The sequence below is a fragment of the Parasaccharibacter sp. TMW 2.1884 genome (assembly GCF_023337695.1).
Classification (GTDB): Bacteria; Pseudomonadota; Alphaproteobacteria; order Acetobacterales; family Acetobacteraceae; genus Bombella; species Bombella apis.
The window spans coordinates 830,412-846,688 of the sequence record NZ_QORR01000001.1; the positions used below are offsets into that span (position 1 = coordinate 830,412).

The window sequence follows — 16,277 nt, forward strand, 5'->3', positions numbered from 1 at the left end:
GACACCACGCACCATGACCCATCCACACCACAGAACCACCCAACCGCTGCGGCTCTCTCCGCCCTCCAAGACCCTACAGAAACGGGCCCGTGGTTTTCTGGCACTGTTTTTCGTGCTGGCAGCCCTCTGGACACTCAGACACATGCTGCCAGCTCTCCTCTGGGGCGGCATCTTCGCCATTGCCCTCTGGCCGCTATACAAACGCTCGACAAGGCGGTTCGGCCACACGATATGGCTTCCCCTGCTCTTTACCGGTGTACTGGCGCTGATCTTCCTCGTCCCTGTTTCCTTCATCAGCATCAAGACGGCTGACGAAATCCATTCGGCTTTCCTGTGGCTTGATACGATCCGCCATCAGGGGCTGCCGGCCCCCGCCTGGCTGGACCGCCTGCCAGTGGCTTCCGGACCGGCCACCGCCCTCTGGACCGAGCATCTCAGCAATCCTGATGCCCTGAACGATTTGTTCCATTCCCTGAATCTGGGACATGGCATGGCCGTGGGCAAACAGTTCGGTTCGGAAGTCCTGCACCGGGGAATCCTGTTCGGCTTCTCCATGCTGACACTTTTCTTCCTGCTGAAGGATGGCGACAGCATCATCCGGAAATGCATGATCGGCTCGCAGCGTCTCTTCGGAGCGCAGGGAGAAAGCCTTGCACGACAGATTGTTGCTTCCATTCATGGCACGGTTTCCGGCCTGGTTCTGGTCGGGCTGGGTGAAGGGGCCATCATGGGCGTGTGCTACGTGGTTGCCGGGGCCCCACAGCCGCTCATCTTCGGGCTGGCGACAGCCATTGCGGCCATGGTCCCTCTGCTCGGCTGGATCGCCGTGACAGGCGTATGCCTGCTGATCGCCTTCAAGGGTAGCATGCTGGCCGCCGCCATCGTCTGGCTGATTGGTGCGGTCGTGCTGTTCGTGGCAGACCACTTCATTCGCCCTGTCCTGATAGGCGGCAGCACAAAAGTCCCATTCCTCTGGGTGTTGATGGGTATTCTGGGCGGTGCGGAAACATGGCAGCTGATGGGCCTGTTCATCGGACCAGCCATCATGGCAGCCCTGCACCTGCTCTGGACACTCTGGACCAGCAACAAGGTTTCTGGCCAGCGTACGGGACATATTGTGAGGGAGTGAACCGCAGGAGATGGTCGGGCAGGCGGGATTCGAACCCACGACCCCCAGTCCCCCAGACTGATGCGCTACCAGACTGCGCTACTGCCCGTCGTCCTGCGGTGAGGAAGCTCTAGCAGCCCCGGCCCATTCCTGCAATGGCCCGGGGCTTTTTTTTAATATTTTTTCAGAGGGTAAGGGTTTTTTTCATCTCGGCCAGCTCGCCAAGAAGATCATGCAGCAGCCTGTCCAGCTCATCCTTCCGCCGGACCTGGAGACGGTTTTCCATATCCTGGGCTGTCAGCTTCTGTTGCAGGACAACGCCTTCCCCCTCAAGGGTACGGATACGTTCCACTGCCTCGGCATGGCGTTCACGCTCACCGGCAAACCCGGCCTGCGCCTGCTTCAGCTCGCCATTTTCCGCTTCAAGATGCTCCACCCTGCCAACGATGACAGCCTGTGCTGCCAATTTTGCCTCACTCTCTTTCAGGGAACGCTTGAGACGGACATTTTCATCCTCAAGGGACTGCATGATCAGAACAGACTGTTCCAGCTTCCGCACAAGCTCCTGCCGCTCTGCCCCTACAGCCTCCAGACGACTGGCAAGCTGTTTCTGCTGGGCAGCGCCTTCCGACTGCAAGGTCTGCACCTGCTCATGCTCTGCCTGCAGGGTTTTCAACTGCCCCTGAAGAGCCTGCACCTCATTCCGCCTGGCTTCTTCTGCCAGCACCTGTTTTCTGGCGTCAGCTTTCAGCCGATCAACAGTTTCCCGCAGAGACGCAGCCTGCTTTTCCAGTTCCTGCTGTCTGGCCTGACCCGCTGTCTGCCGCTCCATGGCAGCCCTGTGCAGTGTCTCGATTTCAGCTTCCAGCCCCCGGCACCGTTCTGCCTCAGCACGGGCTTCTTCCAGCTCCCTGCTCAGGGTCTGTATCCGCCCATGTTCGACCTGCATGTCGGCCAGCTTGACCCGCAGCCCTTCCAGCTGGCTCAAACGTTCCTTCCGGGACTCTGCCTCTTTCTGATGCTCTCTGGCTTCAGCCATCAGGCGATCAACAGTTTTCTGCAACTCGGCGTTACGCTCTTCCAGAACACGTCCCTGAGTGGCTTCCGTTTCACGCTGCTTCTGCCCAGCCGCACGCAGCGCCCCGTTCTCGGTTTCAAGACGCCTGATGTCCGCCCGTACGGCCTCAAGCTCCTCATGCAGGACCGACGCCCTGTCACGCTCCGCCCGCAACCCGGCAAGCTCTGATCGCAGCGTCTCCAGCTGGAGCCGCTGCTCCTTCCCATCGGCAACCGCCTGCTGATACGTGGCCGTCTCCGCCGTCAGACGCTCAACCGTTTCCTGCAAAGCCAGATTCTCTTCTTCCAGCTCTGCAACATAACCACCCTTTGCGTCCTTCTGAGGCTGCGGGGCAGACCGGGACTGCTCCAGCGCTTCCTTCAGGGAAGCATTCTCATCTTCCAGTGTCTTGAGGGAGAGCGCAATCTGACCAAACTCCTCAAGACGATCGCTGAGCGTTCTGTTTTCCTTCTGCAACTCCTTCAGCTGGTCAGGTGAAGAGGTTTCGCCGTGACCAGCTGTCTCCGCCCCGCCCGAGACGGAAAGCGGCGTGCCATCACTGATGATCCCCTCACGCTTCAGCAATGGAACAACCTCATGGCTTCTGGCACCATCCTGATAAAGGAGCCGGGCGATATTGCGCACGACCGTGACAGCCTGCTCATCGTAATAACTTTGCCCGTCTTCACCCTGCTTTACCCTGAAAACAGGATAAAGACTTTCCCATGAATGCAGACGGTACAGAGGCAACCCCAGCTCCCCTGCAACGCTGATGGCTGTCCTCAAGCCCCCATGCTGAGGCTGAGATGAATCAGTGGACATCATTGATGGGCATCCTGAGCTGATGGTCTGCCATTGACGCTGTCCCGCAGAAGACGGGATGGCCGGAAGAACGGCACACGCCGGGCCGAGATGATGGCCTCTTTCCCTGTCAGGGGATTCCGCCCCAGACGGGTTGCTTTATCCCGTACAGCGAACGTACCGAAGCCGCTGATCTTCAGCGACTTGCCCTGCTCAAGAGTCTGGATGAACAACTCAAACATCTTCTCCAGAAACAGGGTAGCCTGCTGCCGGGAAAAGCCATGCTCCTCCTGGAGGAGCTCTATCAGATCAGCGCGTGCAATTGTCTCCATAATGGGAAAAGGTATCACGAGCCATCTGATTAGCACACTGAAAAAACGAACTCCCCTGCATATAAATCAGGGGAGTTTCAGAAGCGCTGATTCCGCCTGGAAAGGCCTTACATTCTCACCAGAGCAGACCCCCATGTAAGGCCACCACCAAGGGCCTCCATGAGGATCAGATCGCCCTGCCTGATCCGCCCATCCCGGACCGCTTCATCCAGAGCAAGGGGGATTGATGCCGCCGACGTGTTGGCGTGCCTGTCTACCGTCACCACGACACGATCCGACGGCAGGGCAAGCTTCTTGGCCATGCCATCAATGATCCGCAGATTCGCCTGATGCGGCACCAGCCACTGGATGTCCGTGCCCTTGAGACCGTTTGTCTCCAGCGCTTCATCAACAGCGGCAGCAAGGTTGACGACAGCATGACGGAACACCTCCCGCCCATGCATTTTCAACGCCACCTTGCCAGACGCACAGCCAACGGCACCATCAACATAGAGCAGATCACCAAGACGGCCATCTGCGTGAAGATGCGTGGACAGGATACCCTCTCCCTCACCTGCGCCTGCCTCGAGCAGGACCGCACCAGCGCCATCCCCGAACAGCACACAGGTGGAACGGTCTTCCCAGTCCAGAAGACGGGAAAATACCTCCACACCGATCACCATGGCACGCCTGACCTGACCGGAGCGGATCATGGAATCAGCCACTGTCAACGCATACACGAAACCAGAGCAGGCTGCGCTGACGTCAAACCCGAAACCACGTTCCATGCCCAGAGCCGCCTGAACACGTACGGCAACGGAAGGGAATACCTGATCCGGCGTTGATGTTGCCACGATGACGGCATCCACATCATCTGCTGTTCTGCCAGCATGTTCCAGCGCCCGCTGGGCTGCCAGATGCGCAAGGGATACGGCGGATTCATCGCCAGACACAATATGCCGCTGACGGATTCCGGTCCTGGTCCTGATCCACTCATCCGACGTATCAAGTCTGAATTCGGCAGCCAGCTCCTCATTGCTGAAAGCACGCTGCGGAAGAGCACTGCCGACACCTGTCAGACGGGCACCCACTGCCGCTCCCCGGACCTGTTTATCCTGCGCCATGGAAGACGTCACTCCTGCTCTCTGCTTTCTCCAGACTGCCCCAACATGCCGAGCTGATCCAGACGATGGCGGATCTTGTCATTCAGCCTGTTTTCCACCGCATCCACGGCAACATCCACCGCAGAGGCGAAACCCTCGGCATCTGCCCCACCATGTGACTTCACCACGATGCCATTCAGCCCCACAAAAACGGCGCCATTATAGCGGCTGGGATCGATCCATTCCTTCATGCGGCGCAGACCGGGGCGGACCAGAAGATAGCCGATCCGGGTCAACCAGCTGCTCATGAACACGCTCCTGAGCAACCCGAAAGCCAGCTTCAGCGCCCCTTCACCAGTCTTCAGTGCCACATTGCCCGTAAAACCATCCGTCACGACAACATCGGTCACACCGGCGGTAATGTCATGCCCCTCCACAAAACCGTGGAAACGGTCAGACAACACACTGTCCCGAAGGCGCTCGGCAGCCTGCTTCAGGCGTTCGTCGCCCTTCAGCTCTTCCGAACCAACATTGAGCAGCCCGATGCTGGGCGCCTTGAGGGACAGGGCCGCCTGCGCGAAGGCCTCCCCCATGATGGCGAATTCGACCAGATTGCGGGCATCGCATACGATGTTCGCACCCAGATCGAGCATGACGACATCACCACGGGCGGATGGCTGGACAGCCGCCATGGCCGGGCGAGAAATACCGGGCAGGGCTTTTACGATGATCTTTGCCAATGCAAGCATCGCACCACTGTTCCCGGCGGACACGACGCCACGAGCCTCACCAGAGGCAACAGCCTCCATGGCGACCCGCATGGAGGATCCCCGCACGCGAAGCGCCGCAGTGGGTTTCATCTCCATGGGAATGCTTTCCGGCGCATGGCGCACGGTGCAGATTCCAGAAAGTTTGGGATAATTTGCGAGTGATGCGTTCAGGACCTTCTCATCACCTATGAGAAGAATCCGGATGTCCGGGTGACGGATGGCCGTCATCTCCAGTCCCGCAAGAACGATCTCGGGGGCGTTATCTCCCCCCATGGCATCAACGGCCAGAGTAAAAGGAGCCGGGGATTGTGCAGCCTGCTTTTCGACTCCACCCTCAGCTCTGACGCCAGACGCCTCCGTCATGAGTGCAGCCCCCAGAAATTCCTTGTTTTTCCTGCTCAGGCAGGATGCACGAAAATGCAACCCCGGACCGGAAGCCCGGGGCGGCAGTATCCCTCAGGATACGGGCAATCAGGCGCGAACGGCTGTCTTCAGCGCACGGCCCTCTGCACTGACAACCTCACGGCCATCATAATGGCCACAATGGCTGCACACATGATGCGGGCGCTTCATCTCGCCACAGTTGGCGCATTCAGCATGCGCCTCAACACGAAGAGCCTGATGGCTGCGACGCATGCCACGACGGGACGGCGTAGTCTTTCTCTTAGGGACGGCCATGGGTATCTGCCTCTCACTGGGTTGCGTATCCGGCTTCTGCTACCGCACGGCGCGGCCTCAAGCCAGAGAAATCTCATTAGGTCTTCACCACCGCCATAAGCCACGGTGCTCAGGCGTGGGGCTCTAGCAGAGAGAGCATCTCTCTGCAAGCATCAATGCCACTACGGCATCGCTCCTTACTCCCTGCCTTTACCAGAAAGGCGGAAAGATTACCACTCCTTCACGGCTCCTTCCTGAGTTTTTTCAGCACGTCAAAAGGATTTTCCCGGGCTGCGCCGGGCCGTGCATCCAGCTCATCATCAGACGGTGTGACCTCCACGAACTGCTCCAGCCCTGCTCCTGCCCGCCGCGGATAAGGAGTCAGGCAGAGGGCCAGCTGTTCTGCCGCAGCCTCGCCCAGATCAATCATGCGGCCATCATAAGGAACATCATCGGCATCTTCCTGAAGCAGAGCCTCAATATCGATATCCTCTTCATCAGGCATCTCGGAAACCGGGACGAAACGTAAACTGAACGGCTCGTCGATCACCTCTTTCACCGGTTCACCCGTGATGATGCAGGCCTGCTCCACCTCCGCCCGGATATGACCTTCCGCCAGTACGATATTCTCCGCCCCCCGCCTCAGCGCAAAAGTGCAGGACAGCTCCTTCAAAGACAGAAGACCAAAGCGCTTCCGCAGACCTTCCCTCTCCTCAGCATTGGCCTCCACATGCTCTTCAAGAGGGCGGCCCGTCTTTGCCAGTGGAATGCGGCGCGAGAACTCTGGCGCAATCCTTTCTTCTGGCTGTGTTCCGGCGTCTGCTCTGCCTCCAGATGACATCATGACCTCACGATAATTTACCAGGGTGCCTCTTTCAGAAGGGGCTGACGCCATGAAGTCAAGCCTAAACTGCTGCCGGACAGCCACAGCCCGACAATCCACGAAAAAGATTGACATGCTGCCCTCTCTGAGGCACCGGAAAGAGCACGTATGGCTTGCCCGCATATCATCAGGACAGTTTGCCCTTCATGACCAGCTTCTCTACTGCCTCCACCCCGGACAAGAGCTCCCCCTTCCCCCGTCTGGCCCGCTTCATGGCACTGCGACGCCGTTGCTGGACAGGCCTTCTGGCCGGTGGGGTGCTGATGCTCAGCGGCTGTGAGGCCATCAGCCCGCCGCCCATCCCGCGCGGGGCGCTGATCGAGAAACTGGATTATGACCAGCTGGTCCTCAACTCCAGCACCCAGAATGATGCCCTGAGCATACTGGGCTCTCCGACAGCCCATGCAACCTTCAATGACAATACATGGATCTACATTTCCATGACGAAGGACCTCGTGCCGCTGGCTCATCCGGTTGTGGACAAGCAGCAGGTCCTGGTCCTGAATTTCGACAATGCTGGCGTTCTCCGCAAGATGAACGTGCTGGACAGGCATGATGCCATCCGTGTCTCCATGGCAGGCGGAGCTACACCGACACCGGGCACGCATATTTCTGTTCTGCGGGAGCTGCTGGGCAATGTGGGCCGCTACAACCCGATGAGCAGCATGGGCAGCACCTTCGGCGGACTGGGAAATGGTGGCATGGGTGCCGGCCCGATGAGTGGCCAGGGCACCGGCAATGGGGGCGTCGGCAACTCGATGCCCTGATCCATCCATCCAGCAGCCTGGTGACGGGCTAACGGGCTGAAAAATCCCTTCCATGAAGGGGAAGAGTCTTTGTCCGGCTCCTCCCCTTTTCTTATCCCCCCTCCGAGAGCGGCCCGCCATATTCGGCAACATGCAAGACCCTGCGGAACCCATCAACAGCGGCTCCGTCAACCTGCCTGTATGCCCGTGTCAGGACAGTGCGAATGGCAGCAAAAAGTTCTGCCTCAAGCTGTCTGCCCTCATCTGTCAGAAAAACGGGCCGCTTCCTCCGGTCCCCTTCATCCTGTTTCTGCTCGACCAGTTTTTTCGCTTTCAACTCGCCAAGGGCCCGGCCCAGCGACTGTTTGGTAATGCCAAGCCGCCTGCACAGCTCACTGGGCAGCAATCCGCCATGGCTGCCCAGAAAAAACATGATCCGGTAATGGGCAGGCCCCAGACCGTGAGAGTCGAGCCCTCCTTCACAAGCAGCGGACAGGGACCGCCAGAGGGCCAGGAGCCCCTCAAAGGACTGCCTGATGGAATTTTCACGCAGATACAGGTGCGCATCCACCATGGTTCGCCTGTCATTCTGTACCCCCATCCCGTCCTCCTCCTGTTCACCACACACTCATCCACATGCACCATACGCCCACCAGCCATGAGGAACCATCAGACAGGCGAAATAATCCACAGATAAAGAGGGCCTCCACCCTTTATGCCCATCAGAAACTATTGTCTGTCGTTTTGGAGTATGATAGGCCACTTCACACTGTAATCGGATCCGCGTCCTTCAATGGGTGATGCTACAGACACCGCTCGGGAAGGATCAGAACCCCAAAGGAGATGACGACACCGTGCAGGTTCTCGTTCGTGATAATAATGTTGACCAGGCGCTGAAAGCCCTCAAGAAGAAAATGCAGCGCGAAGGCGTCTTCCGTGAGATGAAGCTCCGTCGCCACTTTGAAAAGCCGTCCGAGCGCCGCGCCCGCGAGGTTGCCGAGGCCGTGCGTCGCGCCCGCAAGATGGAGCGCAAGCGCTTGGAGCGCGAGGGCTTCTGAAGTCAGCCTGTTCGTATTTGTACGAATGAGAAAGCCATCCATGTTCGGATGGCTTTTTTCATGTCTGCCTTCATGCCGCCCATCAAGGCCGCTGCACGATCCAGCCGGAAAGGTCGTGCCGTTTTTCCAGCAGATAGACCCTTACAGGCCGCTTCCTGTCCTTCCGCCATACGGCCCAGCCGCCTGCGGGCACCGGTCCATACCGGCCATCCTTCAGATACAGGACCGTCCTGACCGTCTCATGAGGAAGCCCTGCCACATAGCCCCATCGGGAATCCTTTCCCAGCACCGCAAGACCTTGCGGTTTCTGAAACGCCAGAATTGAGGCTAGGGCATAATCGTCCGTTGCCAGACATGAAATCCCTGCCTTTTCGGCCTCTTCTGCGACCGCTGCTGCCAGATCACTCCAACCTGCCCCCAACCTTGCGATGGGATCCATATGCGGGGGCAGTGGCAACCATCCCGTCAGACACTGAGCATAGACCAGAACCGTGCAGATGCCCCCCGTCATACAGGCTCCCCTGGGCCGACCCGCATAAGCGGCCCCGGCCAGGATAAGGGCTGGATACAGCACCCAGACCCAATTGGGCTGGACACGCTCTCCCGTCACATTCACCAGAAACAGCAGCAGCGCAGGAGCGGACAGCCACAACAGCACACGCTGCCCATGGCGGGCACGCCATAGCCCCATGAAACACAGGACAGCAACCCAAGGGGTCAATAGGGCCAGCTGCCCCGCCAGCAGTTCCCCCAGAAACTGCCCGGCCCGTTCAGGATGCCAGTACGAAGCCCGTCCGCCCTGTTTCAGCAAACCCGCCCAGCCATGCCTTTCATTCCAGACCAGGGTTGGCAGCACCATGAGGGCTGCTGCCCCTCCCCCCAACCAGGGGCCGGCCATACGCCAAGCCCCCCGGCCGCCAAACAGAACAAACCCCACCAGACCGAGCCCCGGCAGAAGAGCCGTGTATTTGGAATCGGCTGCCAGACCAAGACCAATACCGCACAGCACCCACCAGCCACAGGCTGCCGCCCCATGGGACTGCAAGGCTCCAGACAAAGCCCATAACATCAGACAAAGGAAAACAAACAGAGGGACATCTGGCGTGGCCGGAACAAGCCCCACAGACGCCATCAGGGTCACATTCAACAGCAGAATCGCCCGACCCCCCACCCTGTCACGAGAAGGGAAAAAACGACGGGCGGCCAGAAAAAGCCATATGTTGGCACAGACAAAACCGACCAGACCACAGAACCGTACGCCAAACGGCGTATCCCCCCACAAGAGGGTTCCCAGCCGAATCCACAACGCCACCATGAAGGGATGGTCCAGATACCCTGCCTGCATATGGCGGGACCAGAGCCAGTAATAGGCCTCATCAGGTATGAGAGGTACTTCAGCAGCCAGAAAAAGCCGCACCATGAGCCCCAGAGCCGCACAGCAGAACAGGATATGCAATGGCTTCCAGCGCCTGAAAAAGCGGACAGGTTTCAGCATGATCCGCTCCTAGAGCGGAACGCCGGCTCTCTCACAGCTTGTCCTGATGACCTGGAAAGTCTGTACCCGTACGACGTGCGTTACCTCGATCAGGTCCCGTGTCAGACGATTCTGATGTTCCGCATCCCGGGCCATGAGACGGAGGAGGAAATCCTCCCCTCCCCGGATCATGTGGCATTCCTGCGTTTCCGGCCATTCTGCGACCAGGGCCTCGAACTCTGCCAGCACGGCACCTTTCTGGCTGTCCAGCCCGACCAGAACAAAAAATGTGATGGACCAACCCAGCATCGCCGGAGCCAACGTCGCATGATAGCCTTGGATGAGCCCCATCTCCTCCAGCCGCCTGACACGACGCAGACAGGGCGGCGCAGAAATTCCCACCCGTCGGGCCAGCTCCACATTGGTAACACGGCCATCCTGCTGGAGCTCCGCCAGGATACTGCGGTCAATCTCATCAAGGTCTGCAATGCTCATATGGTTTCCAGCAACTCTGCTCACAGAACCCCCATGCGGCCCGGATGGGGAACGGGCTCATCCGCAGGGGGTTATCCCCGCCTGTATAGACTGATCTTTCTTATGTGAAAACTCTTCCCATGGAAAAGAGAAATAATATTTCGTTTCTCCGCAAGATAATTATTTTTACCGAAATCTTTCATATACTATATCTATTATCCTCCAGCCCGTAGCGGACCTAAGATCACCCCGCCCCTTCGAAACCATTCCTCTCATCCCCCTAGCCGGGAAGATGATCCCTTTACCACGGAGCTTTCAATGGCAGAGACACATCATACCGACATGCTGATCGTCGGGGCCGGACCGGCAGGCTATACAGCAGCCATCTATGCCGCCCGGGCTGGCATGCAGCCTCTTCTGGTTACCGGCATGCAGCCCGGTGGCCAGCTGACCATCACGGATGAAATCGAAAATTTTCCCGGTTTTGCACAACCTGTCCAGGGGCCATGGCTCATGGAACAGATGCGGGAACAGGCTGAACATGTCGGGACGAAGCTGCTCTATGACCTCATCACGGAAGCCTCCCTCAAGCAGGGCCCTGATGCAGAAGGCTATTTCCACCTGAAAGGGGATTCTGGCGACCTGTTCCTGGCACGTACGGTCGTCATTGCCACGGGCGCCCAGGCCAAGTGGCTTGGTCTCGACTCTGAAAAAAAATATCAGGGTGCCGGCGTGTCTGCCTGTGCAACCTGCGACGGCTTCTTCTACCGCGGCAAGGACGTTGCCGTCATAGGCGGGGGCAATACGGCCGTGGAAGAAGCCCTCTATCTGACCCACCACGCCTCTACCGTGCATCTCATCCACCGGCGTGACAGCCTGAAAGCCGAACGCATCCTCCAGAAGCGCCTGCATGACAATCCCAAGATCAAAGTTCACTGGAACCGGTCTGTCCGCGAAATCATCGGTGAAGGTTCACCCGCCGTCGTGACGGCCCTTGAGCTGACAGACACGCAGGATAACACGAAAACGGAGCGTCTCGCCGTGGATGGCGTGTTTGTGGCCATCGGCCACAGCCCCAGCACAGGCCCCTTCCGGCATGAAGTCCTCTGTGATGAAGAAGGCTACATCACAACCCAGCCGGGAACTGCCTCAACGTCCATTCCCGGCATCTTCGCAGCCGGCGACATTCAGGACAAGACATACCGTCAGGCTGTCACGGCTGCCGGTACGGGCTGCATGGCCGCTCTGGAAGCGGAACGTTACCTTGCCGAAAAAAAATATGGTGCCTGACAGACCTGCACAGGGGCAGACCATCTCTCATTTTCGCCTTGCTGAAAGATGATCTGCCCTCTATCAGTCAACACTAGCTAAAATGGACTAAACTCTATCCTTTTCATGGCCTTTCATCTTCATTTAACGAAAATATAACCAACTTTAGAGGCATTCTGCCCTTGACCGATCGTTTCTTTTCGGGAATTTTTCATGAAATAGATAGACGGTTAAGGTTACGATGCGGGGCGTTATGAGCAGAGCTGGCCATGATTATTGCGAAGGGGCGTACGGGAATCAGAAAATGGACTGGGACAAACTCCGTATCTTTCATACCGTGGCGGAAGCCGGCTCCTTCACTCATGCCGGTGATCGTCTCAACCTGAGCCAGTCTGCTGTCTCCCGACAGATTTCTGCACTGGAAGACGTACTGGGCGTACCTCTCTTCCATCGCCACGCCCGTGGGCTTATCCTGACCGAACAGGGCGAGGTGCTCCACCGCACGGCCCGGGAGGTCTTCTCCAAACTAGCCCTGACCCAAGCTTTCCTGAGTGAAAACAGGGAGAAAGCAGCCGGGAAGATCAAGGTCACGACCACATCAGGCTTTGGCCTCTCTTGGCTGACACCCCGTCTCCATCACTTCATGGAACGTCATCCCCATGTGGAAGTCACGCTCCTGCTTGAGGATTCCGATCTTGACCTGAGCATGCGGGAAGCTGATGTCGCCATCCGTCTCCATCCTCCCACCCAGCCCGACCTCATCCAGCGTCACCTAGCCAGTTTTCACATGCCCATCTATGCCAGCCGGGAATATCTGGAAGAACACGGTACCCCCACCACACTGAAGGATCTGGCCGACCACAATCTGATCGGCTTTGCTGGCTGGCACCTTCCCCTACCCCATGTAAACTGGCTGATTGAACGGCTCGTGAAGGACAAAATCATCCTCCACCCCAAGGTCCGCCTTGCCGTCAACAACATTGCGGCGGTCGGCATGGCCATTGCGCAGGGCAACGGCATCGGAACCCTGCCTTTCTACACGGCTTCCGCCCATCCTAACCTTGTCCGTATTCTCCCAGATGTGCATGGCCCGCTGGCAGAGGCGTTCTTTGTCTATCCGGAAGAGCTGAGAAGCTCCAAAAGGATTTCAGTCTTCCGGGACTTCCTGCTGGAAGAACTCAATACGGCCCGTACGGGGAAAGAAACCCCCTCACATAGCGCAGAGCCGTTCATTTCTTCGGCTGATTGACCCTCTCGCGCAGGTCTTTTCCAGCCCGGAAAAAAGGAACACGCTTCGCCCTGACAGCCACGGACTGACCCGTTCTCGGGTTCCGTCCTTGGTGGGCAGTGTGCTGGCGTGTTCCAAAACTGCCTATGCCACGCAGTTCGGCCCTGTTCCCTGCTGCAAGGCCAGAAGCGATACGGGAAAATATCCCATCAACAGCCTGATCAACCTTATCTCTGGAAATACCCTCCAGGCGGGAGGTCAGTAAAGCGACAAATTCCGAGCGTGTCATCCAAACTCTCCGTCACTGATCATTCTTCCGAAGAGTGACAATAGGACGCCAGAAACGTCAAGAAAAAATGCTCTACTATGAAAAAAGCCGGGTTTACGCCCGGCTTTTTTTCAGATTGATGTTAATAAACGGTTTCAGTTTTTACGGCCATTATCCCGTTTATTCTCGGCTGAGACACCAATATTACGCCCGAGCCCAATCGTTCTGGCCAGCTCGGACCGCCGTGCAGCATAGGCTGGCGCCACCATCGGGTAATCCGCAGGCAGGCCCCACTTCTCCCGATACTGATCCGGCGTCATGTCATACGTGCTCTTCAGGTGCCGCTTCAGCATCTTCAGCTTCTTTCCGTCTTCCAGACAGACGATATAATCAGGGTAGACGGACTTGCGCACGGGCACGGCCGGCTGCTGCCGGGTCTGCTCCACTACGTCACCGCTTTCTCCCCCCTGCCCGGCAAGTGCCTCATAAACCTGGCGGATCAGTCCCGGCAGGCTGTCAGCAGAGACATCAGAACCAGTCAACTTTGCGACGACAATATCAGTCGTCAGCTCCAGCAGCTTTCTGCGCTCTTCATTCGGGGCCGTCTGAGTTCCTTCAGCCTGAGTATTGTCCGTCATTGAATAACCTTTGCAGCTACAAGTCTTCAGCAGAATTTTCAGAAAAGTTTTACTATTTTTCCTTTAAACAAAAAAGAGAAATATTCCATGATAATGAAAAAAATATTCCCTCTGAAATCATTCCGATATTTTTGTTCAATTATAAGTGTGACCCCTCGCATCCATGCGTAAAGGGCAGTAATCTCCCGTCCTGAAAGCCACTGGATGCGCAATGATCACCCGTTTTCTGAACTTCAGGACCCCGTCCTTTTTCTACTGGATCTTCACCCCGTCCCTGGATGGATTTCTCTTCGCCCTGCGGACTACCATTGCAGCCTGTCTGTCTCTGGGGATCGCTCTCTGGCTGGAGCTGGACAGTCCCATCTGGGCCCCCATGACGGTCTGGTCCGTAGCGCAGCTGACACGAGGAGAAAGCCTCTCCAAAGCCCGTTGGCGCATCATAGGAACATTGGCTGGCGGTGTGGCGGCCCTGATCTTCGTCGGCATATATCCGCAGGCTCCCTGGCTGTTTTTCCCGATCATTGCCCTGTGGATTGGCCTCTGCAGCGGGCTGGCCACCTTTGTCAGCAACTTCCGCTCCTATGCGCTGGTTCTCTCCGGCTACACCTGCGCCATCATCTGCATGGATGTCGTCCCGCATACGGGCAGCATCTTCATGTTTGCCGTATCCCGTGCCAGTTACATCATCCTCGGCGTGCTGTGTGAGGCCTTCATCGGGCTTCTCTTCGCCTTCAACCAGGACCGTGTAGCCCATCTCAAGATACGGCAAAAACTGGAATCGGCCCTGACATTGGTGGCCGACACCCTCCACCATATTCTCCAGAGGGACACCGGCGCCCTGACGGAAGCCCGCAAGCTGTTCGGCACCATCCTCTCCATCAACGACCAGATCGAATTTGCGGAACTGGAAATGGGTGCGCATGGTCATGAAGGCGACCATGCCCGTGCCGCCCTGGCCGCCGTATCCGCCCTGCTCTCCCGCAGTTTCGGTATGGCCACACGGTTGGAGCTGCTCTCCTCCAACCATCAGGATTTTGACACGGTGGCACGGGCGTTCCGGCATTTTCTGAAGGACTTCTCCAGCCGCCTGCCCCAGGAAGCCGAAATCTCGGAACTTCTCGCCGAGCTCCAGCACCTCCGGGACATCTGCCGCCGTTATGCAACCCCACACCGGCAAAAGATCATCTCCACCTCTGGCCCACTAACCCCTCTACGGGACAAGACCACCATCATTACTGATTCCGCACTGGATGAACGTATTCTGTTCTCATCCCTTGGGGATCTGATCGGTGATCTGGAAGAAGCCATCACGGAATATCACGCCAGCACGCACAGTGTGCGTGGTGACCATTTCCAGTTCCAGCGCCATACGCACCGGGACGGGCGACTTGCCTTCAATAACGGGTTCCGTGCGGCGCTGACCATTCTGGTCACATCCTTCATTTATGAAATCACGGCATGGTCCAATGGCAACACACTCATCAGCATCACGGCCCTGATCTGCGGCCTTTTCGCCACAAAGGAAGACCCCGTACTGGGAACAATCAAATTCCTCAAAGGGCTTGCGGTAGGCTGGTGCGTGGCCTGGCTGCTCTGCTTCATCTTCATTCCCATGGTCACGACATATGAACCTCTGGTGCTCATCCTGTCCTGCGTGATGATGATCGGAGGGTTAGCCCGGGCCAACCCCGCCACAGCCCCGGCAGCCTCGGCCTTCAACCTGCTGATGCCCCTGATGCTGGGCATCCAGAATCATCATGTCATTGACGAGACGAAATTCTACAACACCAACCTCGCCATCATCCTTGCAGGTGTAACGGCCGTGCTGATCTTCCGCAGCATCCTGCCTTTCAACCGCAAGGCCGAAGAATTCCGGCTGCGCCGTGCCACATTGCGGGAGCTGCGCAATCTTGCCAGCCTGAGCAGCACACCGCAGATCAGCGCATGGATTGGCCACAGTACGGACCGCTTCTCTCGCCTTCTCAGCCACGCCACCACCCTGTCCCCCCTTGTGGAGGCCGGTATTCAGGGTACGCTGGCTACCCTGACACTCGGGCTGAACATCATCCGCCTGCGAGGGTTGCTCAACCGTGAGTATCTGCCGGAAAGCGCCCGCCGCCCCATCACGCTGGTTCTCTATTACATTGAACACTCATCCCGCCGGCATGACCGGGCAGCCCGCCTGACCCGGGCCGCCATACGCCGCCTGCGTGAGCTGGACACACAGGACCATGAGGCCATCATCCGGCTGGAAATAACCCGTGCCCTGGCCCATCTTGTGGTGATCGAACACACCTTGCGGACAAACGAGAATTTTCTGGATGCCAGCAAGCCCTTCCGTGGTGAAGGCCCCATCCCCCTGCCCCATGATGAGGATTCATACGCAGGCCACCCGCAAAGGGCTTGATCTCCCGCCTGTGGGCAGCCAGACT

Annotated in this window: 17 protein-coding genes and 1 tRNA gene; 6 read left to right on the plus strand and 12 right to left on the minus strand. The window is 57.9% G+C overall.

Translation table 11 applies throughout. The annotated features are described in order from the left end of the window. Positions 1 to 13: 13 nt before the first annotated feature. Positions 14 to 1,129: an AI-2E family transporter gene (locus DTI93_RS03685; protein WP_043561113.1), complete on the plus strand. Its 1,116-nt coding sequence runs from the start codon at positions 14 to 16 to the stop codon at positions 1,127 to 1,129. An 11-nt stretch (positions 1,130 to 1,140) separates the two neighbouring features. Here DTI93_RS03685 and DTI93_RS03690 read toward each other — a convergent pair. From DTI93_RS03690 to DTI93_RS03720, 7 genes are all read right to left on the minus strand, one after another. Further along, positions 1,141 to 1,217 (minus strand) — tRNA-Pro (locus DTI93_RS03690). A gap of 75 nt (positions 1,218 to 1,292) precedes the next feature. Beyond that, entirely contained in the window at positions 1,293 to 2,990 is a 1,698-nt protein-coding gene (locus DTI93_RS03695; RefSeq protein ID WP_249079674.1) for a MerR family transcriptional regulator, read from the minus strand. Continuing rightward, positions 2,987 to 3,298 carry an integration host factor subunit alpha gene (locus tag DTI93_RS03700; RefSeq protein WP_043561110.1) on the minus strand — a complete coding sequence of 104 codons (312 nt, stop codon included), beginning with the start codon at positions 3,296 to 3,298 and terminating at the stop codon, positions 2,987 to 2,989. The genes DTI93_RS03695 and DTI93_RS03700 overlap by 4 nt, the downstream gene beginning before the upstream one ends. 107 nt (positions 3,299 to 3,405) lie before the next feature. Continuing rightward, positions 3,406 to 4,401, minus strand: coding sequence for a beta-ketoacyl-ACP synthase III (locus DTI93_RS03705; protein WP_283162708.1), 996 nt, complete (start codon positions 4,399 to 4,401; stop codon positions 3,406 to 3,408). An 8-nt stretch (positions 4,402 to 4,409) separates the two neighbouring features. Continuing rightward, a complete protein-coding gene (plsX, locus tag DTI93_RS03710) occupies positions 4,410 to 5,513 on the minus strand; it encodes a phosphate acyltransferase PlsX (protein WP_081563495.1) in 1,104 nt (367 codons plus the stop codon). 108 nt (positions 5,514 to 5,621) lie between these two features. Beyond that, a complete protein-coding gene (gene rpmF / locus DTI93_RS03715; protein WP_043559883.1) occupies positions 5,622 to 5,828 on the minus strand; it encodes a 50S ribosomal protein L32 in 207 nt (68 codons plus the stop codon). Positions 5,829 to 6,048: 220 nt separating this feature from the next. Next, the gene (locus DTI93_RS03720) at positions 6,049 to 6,651 is read right to left on the minus strand and encodes a DUF177 domain-containing protein (RefSeq protein WP_166651601.1); all 603 of its coding nucleotides are present in this window, start codon (positions 6,649 to 6,651) and stop codon (positions 6,049 to 6,051) included. A gap of 185 nt (positions 6,652 to 6,836) precedes the next feature. Here DTI93_RS03720 and DTI93_RS03725 point away from each other — a divergent pair, with 185 nt between their 5' ends. Beyond that, positions 6,837 to 7,457, plus strand: coding sequence for an outer membrane protein assembly factor BamE (locus DTI93_RS03725; RefSeq protein WP_373364574.1), 621 nt, complete (start codon positions 6,837 to 6,839; stop codon positions 7,455 to 7,457). Positions 7,458 to 7,548: 91 nt separating this feature from the next. Here the strand turns inward: DTI93_RS03725 and DTI93_RS03730 are convergent, their stop codons facing one another. Continuing rightward, positions 7,549 to 8,037: a MarR family winged helix-turn-helix transcriptional regulator gene (locus tag DTI93_RS03730; protein WP_052349035.1), complete on the minus strand. Its 489-nt coding sequence runs from the start codon at positions 8,035 to 8,037 to the stop codon at positions 7,549 to 7,551. A gap of 253 nt (positions 8,038 to 8,290) precedes the next feature. Here DTI93_RS03730 and rpsU point away from each other — a divergent pair, with 253 nt between their 5' ends. Beyond that, positions 8,291 to 8,494: a 30S ribosomal protein S21 gene (rpsU, locus tag DTI93_RS03735; RefSeq protein WP_026294133.1), complete on the plus strand. Its 204-nt coding sequence runs from the start codon at positions 8,291 to 8,293 to the stop codon at positions 8,492 to 8,494. Between the two features lie 82 nt (positions 8,495 to 8,576). Here rpsU and DTI93_RS03740 read toward each other — a convergent pair whose 3' ends face one another. Next, positions 8,577 to 9,989, minus strand: a complete 1,413-nt coding sequence (locus DTI93_RS03740) for a glycosyltransferase family 39 protein (RefSeq protein ID WP_249079676.1) — start codon at positions 9,987 to 9,989, stop codon at positions 8,577 to 8,579. Positions 9,990 to 9,998: 9 nt separating this feature from the next. Next, positions 9,999 to 10,463: an Lrp/AsnC family transcriptional regulator gene (locus DTI93_RS03745; RefSeq protein ID WP_043559880.1), complete on the minus strand. Its 465-nt coding sequence runs from the start codon at positions 10,461 to 10,463 to the stop codon at positions 9,999 to 10,001. 297 nt (positions 10,464 to 10,760) lie between these two features. On the opposite strand from DTI93_RS03745, the gene trxB reads away from it, so the two are divergent. Further along, positions 10,761 to 11,732: a thioredoxin-disulfide reductase gene (gene trxB / locus DTI93_RS03750; RefSeq protein ID WP_103765589.1), complete on the plus strand. Its 972-nt coding sequence runs from the start codon at positions 10,761 to 10,763 to the stop codon at positions 11,730 to 11,732. A 283-nt stretch (positions 11,733 to 12,015) separates the two neighbouring features. Continuing rightward, positions 12,016 to 12,960: a LysR family transcriptional regulator gene (locus tag DTI93_RS03755; RefSeq protein WP_052349033.1), complete on the plus strand. Its 945-nt coding sequence runs from the start codon at positions 12,016 to 12,018 to the stop codon at positions 12,958 to 12,960. Here the strand turns inward: DTI93_RS03755 and DTI93_RS03760 are convergent. Continuing rightward, positions 12,941 to 13,228 carry an HU family DNA-binding protein gene (locus DTI93_RS03760; RefSeq protein ID WP_043559877.1) on the minus strand — a complete coding sequence of 96 codons (288 nt, stop codon included), beginning with the start codon at positions 13,226 to 13,228 and terminating at the stop codon, positions 12,941 to 12,943. The two genes, DTI93_RS03755 and DTI93_RS03760, sit on opposite strands and share 20 nt — an antisense overlap. A gap of 134 nt (positions 13,229 to 13,362) precedes the next feature. After that, positions 13,363 to 13,845, minus strand: a complete 483-nt coding sequence (locus tag DTI93_RS03765; protein WP_249079678.1) for a MucR family transcriptional regulator — start codon at positions 13,843 to 13,845, stop codon at positions 13,363 to 13,365. A 211-nt stretch (positions 13,846 to 14,056) separates the two neighbouring features. Between DTI93_RS03765 and DTI93_RS03770 the strand changes: the two genes are divergently transcribed. Continuing rightward, positions 14,057 to 16,252 carry an FUSC family protein gene (locus DTI93_RS03770; protein WP_081847696.1) on the plus strand — a complete coding sequence of 732 codons (2,196 nt, stop codon included), beginning with the start codon at positions 14,057 to 14,059 and terminating at the stop codon, positions 16,250 to 16,252. Positions 16,253 to 16,277 lie beyond the last annotated feature (25 nt).

Bases quoted from the DNA above. Each gene is read 5' to 3' on its own strand.
- DTI93_RS03745 (WP_043559880.1), bottom strand. From the start codon at position 10,463: ATGAGCATTGCAGACCTTGATGAGATTGACCGCAGTATCCTGGCGGAG.
- DTI93_RS03755 (WP_052349033.1), top strand. From the start codon at position 12,016: ATGGACTGGGACAAACTCCGTATCTTTCATACCGTGGCGGAAGCCGGC.
- DTI93_RS03695 (WP_249079674.1), bottom strand. From the start codon at position 2,990: ATGATGTCCACTGATTCATCTCAGCCTCAGCATGGGGGCTTGAGGACA.
- DTI93_RS03765 (WP_249079678.1), bottom strand. From the start codon at position 13,845: ATGACGGACAATACTCAGGCTGAAGGAACTCAGACGGCCCCGAATGAA.
- DTI93_RS03730 (WP_052349035.1), bottom strand. From the start codon at position 8,037: ATGGGGGTACAGAATGACAGGCGAACCATGGTGGATGCGCACCTGTAT.
- DTI93_RS03685 (WP_043561113.1), top strand. From the start codon at position 14: ATGACCCATCCACACCACAGAACCACCCAACCGCTGCGGCTCTCTCCG.
- rpmF (WP_043559883.1), bottom strand. From the start codon at position 5,828: ATGGCCGTCCCTAAGAGAAAGACTACGCCGTCCCGTCGTGGCATGCGT.
- DTI93_RS03760 (WP_043559877.1), bottom strand. From the start codon at position 13,228: ATGACACGCTCGGAATTTGTCGCTTTACTGACCTCCCGCCTGGAGGGT.
- trxB (WP_103765589.1), top strand. From the start codon at position 10,761: ATGGCAGAGACACATCATACCGACATGCTGATCGTCGGGGCCGGACCG.
- DTI93_RS03700 (WP_043561110.1), bottom strand. From the start codon at position 3,298: ATGGAGACAATTGCACGCGCTGATCTGATAGAGCTCCTCCAGGAGGAG.
- DTI93_RS03740 (WP_249079676.1), bottom strand. From the start codon at position 9,989: ATGCTGAAACCTGTCCGCTTTTTCAGGCGCTGGAAGCCATTGCATATC.
- DTI93_RS03725 (WP_373364574.1), top strand. From the start codon at position 6,837: ATGACCAGCTTCTCTACTGCCTCCACCCCGGACAAGAGCTCCCCCTTC.
- plsX (WP_081563495.1), bottom strand. From the start codon at position 5,513: ATGACGGAGGCGTCTGGCGTCAGAGCTGAGGGTGGAGTCGAAAAGCAG.
- DTI93_RS03705 (WP_283162708.1), bottom strand. From the start codon at position 4,401: ATGGCGCAGGATAAACAGGTCCGGGGAGCGGCAGTGGGTGCCCGTCTG.
- DTI93_RS03770 (WP_081847696.1), top strand. From the start codon at position 14,057: ATGATCACCCGTTTTCTGAACTTCAGGACCCCGTCCTTTTTCTACTGG.
- DTI93_RS03720 (WP_166651601.1), bottom strand. From the start codon at position 6,651: ATGATGTCATCTGGAGGCAGAGCAGACGCCGGAACACAGCCAGAAGAA.